This is a genomic window from Ferdinandcohnia sp. SAFN-114 (assembly GCF_059415045.1).
Genome location: NZ_JBPFDQ010000032.1, coordinates 44,715 through 54,450, shown reverse-complemented (window position 1 = coordinate 54,450; position 9,736 = coordinate 44,715). Strand labels below are relative to the sequence as shown.

The 9,736-nt window shown below is 37.7% G+C and carries 9 protein-coding genes; 6 read left to right on the top strand and 3 right to left on the bottom strand.

Annotated elements, in window-relative coordinates:
* Positions 1-318: 318 nt before the first annotated feature.
* Entirely contained in the window at positions 319-1,146 is an 828-nt protein-coding gene (locus ACR65M_RS12140) for a hypothetical protein (protein WP_440273433.1), read from the bottom strand.
* A gap of 78 nt (positions 1,147-1,224) precedes the next feature.
* Positions 1,225-1,626 carry a rhodanese-like domain-containing protein gene (locus tag ACR65M_RS12135; protein WP_121449708.1) on the bottom strand — a complete coding sequence of 134 codons (402 nt, stop codon included), beginning with the start codon at positions 1,624-1,626 and terminating at the stop codon, positions 1,225-1,227.
* A gap of 124 nt (positions 1,627-1,750) precedes the next feature.
* Between ACR65M_RS12135 and lipM the strand changes: the two genes are divergently transcribed.
* The 3 genes from lipM (at position 1,751) to ACR65M_RS12120 (ending at position 6,622) form a co-directional block, all read left to right on the top strand.
* Entirely contained in the window at positions 1,751-2,587 is an 837-nt protein-coding gene (lipM, locus tag ACR65M_RS12130) for an octanoyltransferase LipM (RefSeq protein WP_440273432.1), read from the top strand.
* A gap of 341 nt (positions 2,588-2,928) precedes the next feature.
* Complete coding sequence (locus tag ACR65M_RS12125) at positions 2,929-5,490, top strand: vitamin B12-dependent ribonucleotide reductase (protein ID WP_440273431.1); 2,562 nt, start codon at positions 2,929-2,931, stop codon at positions 5,488-5,490.
* Positions 5,491-5,737: 247 nt separating this feature from the next.
* Positions 5,738-6,622 carry a patatin-like phospholipase family protein gene (locus ACR65M_RS12120; RefSeq protein ID WP_440273430.1) on the top strand — a complete coding sequence of 295 codons (885 nt, stop codon included), beginning with the start codon at positions 5,738-5,740 and terminating at the stop codon, positions 6,620-6,622.
* Positions 6,623-6,685: 63 nt separating this feature from the next.
* On the opposite strand, the gene ACR65M_RS12115 is transcribed toward ACR65M_RS12120, so the two are convergent.
* Complete coding sequence (locus tag ACR65M_RS12115; RefSeq protein ID WP_341330907.1) at positions 6,686-7,093, bottom strand: SA1362 family protein; 408 nt, start codon at positions 7,091-7,093, stop codon at positions 6,686-6,688.
* A 302-nt stretch (positions 7,094-7,395) separates the two neighbouring features.
* Between ACR65M_RS12115 and ACR65M_RS12110 the strand changes: the two genes are divergently transcribed.
* The 3 genes from ACR65M_RS12110 (at position 7,396) to ACR65M_RS12100 (ending at position 9,705) form a co-directional block, all read left to right on the top strand.
* On the top strand, positions 7,396-7,917 hold the full coding sequence (locus tag ACR65M_RS12110; protein ID WP_341330908.1) for a YqhR family membrane protein: 522 nt from the start codon (positions 7,396-7,398) through the stop codon (positions 7,915-7,917).
* Between the two features lie 284 nt (positions 7,918-8,201).
* Complete coding sequence (gene aroQ / locus ACR65M_RS12105) at positions 8,202-8,651, top strand: type II 3-dehydroquinate dehydratase (RefSeq protein WP_341330909.1); 450 nt, start codon at positions 8,202-8,204, stop codon at positions 8,649-8,651.
* On the top strand, positions 8,644-9,705 hold the full coding sequence (locus tag ACR65M_RS12100; protein WP_440273429.1) for a M24 family metallopeptidase: 1,062 nt from the start codon (positions 8,644-8,646) through the stop codon (positions 9,703-9,705). Before aroQ ends, ACR65M_RS12100 begins: the two co-directional genes overlap by 8 nt.
* Positions 9,706-9,736 lie beyond the last annotated feature (31 nt).

The following is a 9,736-nucleotide window of genomic DNA, read 5'->3' as shown; positions in this document are numbered from 1 at the left end:
GGTACGCAACTGGATAAAATTAGGGAAAGCTAAACTAGAAAACACCAGAAAGAGGTACGCAACTGGATAAAATTAGGTGAAATCATATCTGTAAAGGGCTATTCGTTCCGTTTCTGTAATTGAGAAGGACAAAAGGCGTGCAAAGTAATCATCTATACCTTTTTTCAAAGTTTAATAAAAGAGTAACTCAAAGTGCTTGAATCATGCCCATTTGAAGGTTGAGTTACAACAAATGGGAACACAATGTTGCCCATGATACTAATATGGAAGAGGTGGCTCATAACAGAACTACTGAACTGTTCTCACCCTACCCTCCCCTTATCCGTTAACCAACAAAGCCCCTAATAATGGTAAAAGTAGTGCTGCAATCCAGAGTGGCGGAAAATACTTTCTCGATTTTTTAACTTTCTTAAAAGGCAGACTGAATTTGTAAATGCTTTTATATAAACAATTCATGACAGCAAAGATCATAGTGGTGCCAATAAAACTATATAGAAGTGAAACAATGTAATATTCGACTTTTATATTTGCAAAAGGAAGTCTTGTTAGTAAAATTGTCAAGATTAGTGACACTAGTGCTATCCATAATAAGGCACCAAGGATTTTTAGCAATAGCTTGGGTGATTTTACAATCGCATCCCTAACCGTTGTATCTTCTAATACAACTATGTATGGGGTTAATGAGAATAAAAGTACAACCAGAATAACAATAATTGCTAATGGCCAAAAAGTATGAATTAGTTGAATGATTAAGCTGCTAAATAGGAGTTCGAGTATTGAAAATTGTATCATTCTATTAAAATAATAGGGTGCAATTTTTAATATTGAATATGTATTATCAGGTCCTTCTAAAAAGCATTTCATGGCTCCAAGATACATGCTGAGCGCGTAGCTTTTTATTAGTAGCATTATTATGGTAGCAATACTAGTTAGTAGCCAGTTGTTAGTATAGGGTCCATATATAGAAAGAATCTCATTATTTAATACTGGAATTGCATAGGGGAATTGGGTATCAATAGAAAATAGGGTAAAACCAAAGTAGATACCTAAGACTCCTATGAAAGTTTGAATCACATGAACGATGAGTGGGATGATCACCAATCTTGGGTGGTAGATGGTGTGGTAAAGTCCTTTCGAAATGTTCAAAGTATCACCTCGAGTTATTTCTTTCCATAGTTTATTATATACGAGACATGAAAAAACCTACTCCAAAAATGGAATAGGTTATTTTTTCTTTATTTTACCTGACCACTTTTTAAAGCCACCTTGAAGTTGGTAAAGGTCTTTGTACCCTTTTCTACGAAGTAATTGGGCTGCACGACCACTACGAACCGTGTTTTGGCAGTACAAGTAGACTGGTTTATCAGGTCTGATTTCTGTTAAACGTTGTTTCATTTGGGATAATGGTATATTACGTGCGCCAAGAATATGACCCCCGTCAAATTCGTTTGGTTCACGTACGTCGATTAGTTGTGCTTTACGATATCCTTCGCGGAACTGTTCCTCGGTTAAAACAGTTACGATTTTACGCTGGTAGAAGAATGTAAATATAGCGTATGCGATGATTGCACCCAAAACAATTAAAAGTATTTCCAAAATCAATCTACTCCTTTTTCTATCTCTCATTTTCTATTATATTCGTGTGACTTAAAAGAATCAAAGGAATTCTCTGGAGTATTTGATTTTGAATTTCAATTTTGTTCTGATAGACTAAGGGAGGTTGATAATTTTTGATTAAAGAGGGTTTAGTATGGGAAAAGAGGTATGGAGATTTATTGATTCAGGCAATTGTTCCCCTGAGTTTAATATGGCTTTAGATGAAGCATTGCTTGATTGGAACAGTGAGGGTAAAATTCCTCCAACCATTCGTTTTTATGGCTGGAATCCACCGACTCTTTCAATAGGTTATTTTCAAAAGGTAGAAAGAGAAATCGATTTAGAAGCTGTCAAAAAATATGGTCTTGGTTTTGTTCGTCGACCAACGGGTGGTAGAGGGGTTCTACATGATCAAGAGTTAACTTATAGTGTGATTGTATCGGAAGAGCATCCTGAGATGCCTCACACGGTAACTGAAGCATATCGTGTTATCTCGGAAGGAATCTTACAGGGCTTTCGAAAGTTGGGTCTCGATGCTTATTTTGCAGTTCCAAAAACGAGCGAAGAACGAGAAGGCTTAAAAAATCCACGTTCTGCAGTTTGTTTCGATGCACCTTCCTGGTACGAACTTGTTGTCGAAGGAAGAAAGGTAGCCGGGAGTGCTCAAACGAGACAGAAGGGTGTCATTCTTCAGCACGGATCAATTCTACTAGATATAGATGAGGATAAATTATTTGACCTATTTAAATATCCGAGTGATCGTGTAAGGGAAAGAATGCAACGGAATTTTAAAAATAAAGCAGTTGCAATCAATGCATTGAGGGAGAATCCGGTTACGATTGATGAAGCCAAACAGGCTTTTAAAGAAGGTTTTGAGGAAGGACTAAATATAGTACTTGAACCTTATCATTTGACTGATGAGGAATTGGATTATGTTCATGGGATTGCAGAGAAACGCTATAAAACAGATGAATGGAATTTTAAACGATAACGACTTTTTTAGTCGTTTTTTACTTGGCTAAAAGACCTATCCTTGGTATTATTAGGTTTGTTCTTTTAAGGGAAAAATCAACCGACAAAATTCTTCAAAAAAGATGAAATAATTTAGTTTACCTAGATTTTCCTCTGTTTTACTTTATATCTTATACTATTTTCAGTTTGACAAAAAAGATTTTATTTATCTAAAAATCAATATATAGTAGTGTCGAAAATTATTTTAACACTATATATTGATTTTTTTATTGTCTTTCAAATAGATATATGGTACTTTAATTTTATCATATAAAAAATAAACCTTATGTAGATTAATAGATTTTAAAGGGAGATGTGGGAATGACTGTTGTGCTAGAAAAAATGAATATGAATGTTGAAAGGCTGAACCAGGATATACGCCTTTTTCCTCAAGTCCATCCAATTACGGAGGACATGAAGATTACCCACAAGGGCGTATCAAGGCTCGTAATGCTTGATCGGTATACATTTAAGGATACCGAAAAAATTACTCTGGCAGAAGGTGACTTTGTTGTTCTAACAATCAAGGAAGATCCAAAGTTTCCAGCTCGTGGTTTAGGTTTCATCATTGACATTGATTGGGAACAGAAGACAGCACAGGTGCTTGTTGAAGAAGAGTATCGTGGTGTGTTGGACAAGCCAGAAGAAATTGAGACAGGTATTGTTAATCGTTCACTTGATGTTATCGAGAAGCCTCTCGAAATTTTCTATGAGCAAATTGCAAAAAGAAATGCCACTGGTTTAGCTGCAGTAGAGAAAACGGAGGAGAAGCGCAAAGAATGGTTTGAAAAGTTCTATCAAGAGTTTGTAAATCTAAACTTCATTCCAGCTGGACGTGTTCTTTACGGAGCTGGTGCGGATACTGATGTTACGTACTTTAACTGTTACGTAATGCCATATGTACAGGATTCTCGTGAAGGTATCTCTGAGCACCGAAAACAGGTTATGGAAATCATGAGCCGTGGTGGCGGTGTCGGAACAAACGGTTCTACACTACGCCCACGCAACACACTAGCACGCGGTGTAAACGGTAAGTCATCTGGTTCCGTTTCATGGCTTGATGACATTGCGAAACTTACACATCTAGTTGAGCAAGGTGGTTCGCGCAGGGGAGCTCAAATGATCATGCTTCAATCTGATCACCCTGACATTATTGAATTCATCATTTCGAAGATGCAAAATCCAAGAATTCTTCGTTATTTAATGGAAAATACACAAGATGCAACAATTAAAAAATATGCTCAAGAAAAGCTAAAGTTCACTCCATTCACGGAACAGGAAATTCAAATGTATCAAGGAATTGTAAATTACAAGCAAATTCCTGGTTATGGTGGCTTTAGTGAAAAAATCATTAAAGATGCTGAACAAAAAATAGTGACTGGCGGAACTTACAGTGTTCATAATCCAGAGTTCTTAACGGGTGCAAACATTTCCGTTTGTATTACTAAAGACTTCATGCAAGCTGTTGAAGAAGACGGGTTATATGAACTTAAATTCCCGGATGTTGAAAGCTACAATGAAGAAGAAATGAAAATCTACAATGAAGAATGGCACAAGGTTGGGGACGTACGTGAGTGGGAAAAACTTGGCCATAAAGTACGTGTGTACCGTAAAATCAAAGCAAGAGATCTTTGGAACTTAATCAATATCTGCGCAACGTACGCTGCAGAACCAGGAATTTTCTTCATCGATAATGCAAACGACATGACTAATGCACAAAGCTATGGTCAAAAAGTTGTTGCAACAAATCCTTGTGGGGAGCAACCTCTCGCACCTTATTCAGTATGTAACCTTGCAGCGGTTAACTTAGCTGAAATGGTTGATAAAGACACAAAGACTGTTAACTTTGAGAAACTAAAGCAAACTGTTGAAGTTGGAGTAAGAATGCAGGATAACGTAATTGATGCAACTCCATACTTCTTAGAAGCAAATAAAAAGCAAGCATTAGGTGAGCGCCGTGTTGGTCTTGGGGTTATGGGATTACACGACCTACTTATCTATTGCGAAACTGAATATGGTTCTGAAGAAGGAAATAAGTTAGTTGACGAAGTGTTCGAAACAATTGCAACAACTGCTTATCGTGCATCAATTGAACTTGCAAAAGAAAAAGGCAGCTTCCCATTCTTAGAAGGTAATTCACTAGAGGATGGCAATCGTATCAGAGAAGCTTTAATTAATACTGGATACATGCAAAAGATGCCAGAAGATATCAAAGAAGGCATTAAACAACACGGAATTCGTAACTCACACTTATTAACCGTCGCTCCTACAGGCAGTACTGGGACAATGGTTGGCGTTTCAACAGGTTTAGAACCTTACTTCTCATTCTCTTATTTTAGAAGTGGACGTTTAGGTAAGTTTATTGAAGTAAAAGCGGATATCGTTCAAGAATATTTAGATAAACACCCAGAAGCAGATCCTAACAACCTGCCTAGCTGGTTCGTTTCTGCAATGGAACTTTCACCAGAAGCACATGCAGATGTACAATGTGTCATCCAACGTTGGATTGACAGCTCAATCAGTAAAACTGTTAACGCACCAAAAGGCTACACTGTTTCTCAAGTAGAAGCTGTATATGAGCGCCTCTACAAAGGTGGAGCAAAAGGTGGTACAGTATACGTAGATGGAAGCCGTGATGCTCAAGTTCTTACGCTTAAGGCGGAAGAAAACACATTTGAAGAAGCTGAAGTTACAACTGAAGAAGAAAAGCCAAAAAATCGTGTAGTCCTAATGGATACTGTCATTGATTTACGTCAAACTGATGTTACAATCGGTTCTGAAGTTGGCGACACTTGTCCAGTTTGCCGTCAAGGTACGGTAGAAGACCTTGGTGGATGTAACACATGTACTAACTGTAATGCACAACTTAAATGTGGATTGTAATCAAATGCTAAAGAGGGAATCCTGTACGGATTCCTTCTTTTTTTATATTCAAAAAATCACACGTACTAAATCCCGAGCTATCCGATTAAAAATGTATAAAGGGATTGATTAACTTTATTCATCCGAAGCTGAATAAAGTTAATCAGCCTCCGGCGAATGCCACAGATTTTCAATGGAAATTTTTCGAGCAGGCTCGAAAAAATCTGGGCGCAAATACGCCAAGGCGCATTTGATTGGGAGGGGTACGATGTTTATTGATGGTGTTTTTTCAGGTGGGGGTATTAAAGGCTTTGCGCTAATAGGGGCTTATCAAGCTATCGAAGCAAAAGGTTTTAGATTCAAAAGATTGGCCGGAACCAGTGCAGGGTCCTTGATTGCTTCCTTAATAGCTGCTGGTTACACAAGTGAAGAAATTATCAATCTTATGGAAGAATTAGACCTTAGCGATTTTTTAGATGAACGTAAGACCCCGTTAAACACAGCCTTAACGAAGTGGCTACTCCTCTATTGGCGTCTCGGGTTATACAAAGGGGATATGTTGGAGAAATGGATCTATCAAAAGCTTCGTGCAAAGGGTGTAGTTACGTTTCAGAACCTCCCTCCCGGATCATTAAGAATTATTGCATCGGACTTAACAAATGGAAGAATCATGGTATTACCCGACGATTTAGAACGCTATGGGATTCATCCCCAAACTTTCCCGGTGGCAAAAGCTGTTCGGATGAGTTGTAGCCTTCCATACTTTTTTGAACCAGTCCGATTAAAAGATTATCAAGGAAACACAATCGTAGTCGATGGAGGAGTGCTCTCCAACTTTCCAATATGGCTCTTTGATGAGGAACAAAAGCTAAAAAAACGCCCAGTTATTGGGATTAGGCTAAGTGGGAATAATCAGCAGCAAAAACAAAATAAAATTCACAATACAATCGAAATGTTTGGAGCTCTCTTTGAAACAATGAAGAATGCGCATGATGCGCGTTATATCTCACGTAGACACGAAAAAAATATTATTTTTATCCCCGTTGAAAGTGGATTGACAACCGAATTTGGAGTAACAGATGAAAAAAAGCAAGAGCTTATTCAACTTGGAAAACAACGTACAGAAGCCTTCTTGCGAACGTGGGGTTTTTAAATCAAACAAGAGAAGAATCCAGAGTATAAAAAAACTTTATCCAGCTTTTGTGCTGAATAAAGTTTAAAATAATGCTCGATTCTTCTTTTTGCCTTTTTTACCTTCAATAACAGTTAGGTGTGTCGTATTCGTTTTTCGCTTTTTATGAATAGACGCTACAGTCGATCGTTTTGCCGCGCTGGTCGTAGGTCTTTTATTCCCTATTCCCATAGTCCGAGTCTTCCTCTGACTTCCTGTTTTAAAACGTTTCCTAGATTGTTTTGCTGCGCGTAAATAAGCGGAATTTTCTTTTCCTCCCATTCGTCGACTAATCACAAATTTATATAGTAGATAGATTATACCTATGAAAAGGAAAATCATGCCTGCTTGCACGAGTAATGAACCTGGACGAGTGAAAAGGGTGTAGACAAATCCAAGTGCTCCTAATCCTAGTAAAATCATGACGACTATATTTGATTTACGACGATTCATGAGATACACCTCCTGAAAGCTATACTTATATTGTATTATGAATCCATGTCATTGTTGCCCGTATATTTCAGTAAATTGATCGATACATGTAAAAATATAAAGTACTCCTACTTATATATATTCTACAAGATAAGCTAATAAACCTCTATGTTAAAAGCATCAATTATTTGAATTTTATTTTTTATTCAAACTAACATTTACTATTCTACCCAGTAATTACCATTGATACACATTTTTCCGAGAATCTTTTCCAAATAGATTAAAAAAGTTCGGGACATACTAGCAAATGGAGGTGTTGACCTATGGTAGATGCTGAAAAAAAGAATCCAGAACTTGAACAGAACAAAAAAGACGGAGATATGTCTTTAATGGCTAAAGTTGTAGTTATTGGTTTGTTTGGGGGGATATTTTGGAGTCTATTGTCGTACTTAACGTATATTTTTAATTTTACAGAACTTAGCCCAAATCTTATCCTCAAACCGTGGATCCTTGGTGATTGGAAAAACCGCGTGTTAGGTCAGTTTATTGGGATTTTAATGATTGGTATTATATCAATCGGTGTAGCACTTTTATATTATGCATTACTAAAAAAGTTTCAGTCCATTTGGGTTGGTGCTGCATTTGGCATTGCCTTATGGCTTATTGTGTTTTACGTGTTTAATCCGATCTTTCCTGATATTAAAACCGTTGGGGAATTAGAACGTAATACAGTTATTACTACAATATGCTTTTATATCTTATATGGTGTCTTTATTGGTTACTCCATATCATTTGAAGAAAATGATATGAGGGCAGAAAGGCGTGTCGTCTCTACAAATGAGTAGGTAAATTAGGGTAAGATATGGTAGAATGTTCTTGTTCGAACATTCTATTTTTTAGTAAGAGTTCAATAAGGAGGATGAAAAGGACCGCTTCGACAAGAACGCCACGTCCTGTGGCATTGTCGACACTAGCACATCCTGTGCGTCGAAAGTTCAAGGCGGTGCAGCTTTGAGTACCGGAGCGTATGTAGTTAATACGTGAGGAACGGAGAAGCAAGCCAACGTGAAATTCGAAGTGCCATTTTCACCGGACTTTTTGAAAATCCTCTTTAAAGGGAGATCTATTTATGAAGAAAATACTCCTTATTAACGGACCTAATTTAAATCGACTTGGAAAAAGGGAGCCGCATATTTATGGGAGTCTCACACTAGCCGATGTGGAGAAAGACTTAACTGAGTTTGCGCATAACAGGAATGTGGAGCTTAATTGCTTCCAATCGAACTACGAGGGTGCAATTATTGATGCGATCCACAATGCCGAAGGAGAATACGATGGAATCGTAATGAATCCAGCGGCTTTTACGCATTACAGCTATGCGATTCGTGACGCCATCGCTGGAGTTACTGTGCCTGTAGTAGAGATACATATTTCGAATATTCATACTCGCGAAGAATTTCGACACACATCAGTCATCGCTCCTGTTACAATTGGGCAAATTGTTGGAGTAGGTGTATACGGCTACAAACTTGCGTTATTAGCAATGATTGAGCATTTAGGGGGAAAACTAGATGAGTAAATTAGAAAAGCTACGTGAAAGTTTTTCAGGTTTTGGAATTGATGGCTTATTCGTTACGAATAGCTATAACAGACGTTACATAACTAATTTCACTGGTACAGCGGGAGTTGCTCTTATATCAGAAGAGAAGGCAGTTTTTATTACAGATTTTCGTTATGTCGAGCAAGCAAGTGAACAGGTGAAGGAATTTGAAATTGTTCAACATTCAGGGCCAATCATCGAAGAGGTTGCCAAACAAGCTGAAAAAATGGGGATTAAAAAGCTTGGGTTTGAACAAGATGATCTTTCCTATGCAACTTATACTGAGTATGATAAAGCAGTACAAGCAGAACTTGTTCCTGTTTCAGGAGTGATTGAAAAGTTACGCTTGATTAAGACCGATTCAGAGATTAAGATATTAAAGGAAGCAGCGGAGATAGCTGACGCCGCCTTTACTCATATTCTAGATGTGATTCGTCCTGGTATTACTGAAATTGAAGTTTCTACTGAGTTAGAATTTTTTATGCGAAAACAAGGGGCGACTTCATCTTCATTTGACACAATCGTTGCATCAGGTTATCGCTCAGCATTACCTCATGGGGTTGCGAGTGATAAAGTGATTGAAAATGGTGATTTTGTAACCCTTGATTTTGGTGCATATTATAAAGGATATTGCTCAGATATCACACGTACCGTCGCTGTAGGGAATCCTAGCGATGAACTGAAAAACATTTATGATGTTGTTTTAGAAGCTCAGCTTCGTGGTATGGCCGGTATTAAGGCTGGCATCACAGGAAAAGAAGCCGATGCCATAACTCGTGATTATATTACGGAAAAAGGTTATGGTGAATATTTTGGTCATTCAACTGGACACGGTCTTGGTATGGAGGTTCATGAACAGCCATCATTATCATTCCGATCTGACAATGTATTAGAACCAGGAATGATTGTAACCTGTGAACCAGGTATTTACATAGCAGGTTTAGGTGGCGTGAGAATTGAGGACGATGTTGTTGTTAGAAAAGACGGCAATGAATCACTAACATTCTCTAAGAAAGAGTTAATTATTTTATAGACAAAATGGTTTGTCGCAATTGAATTAGGAG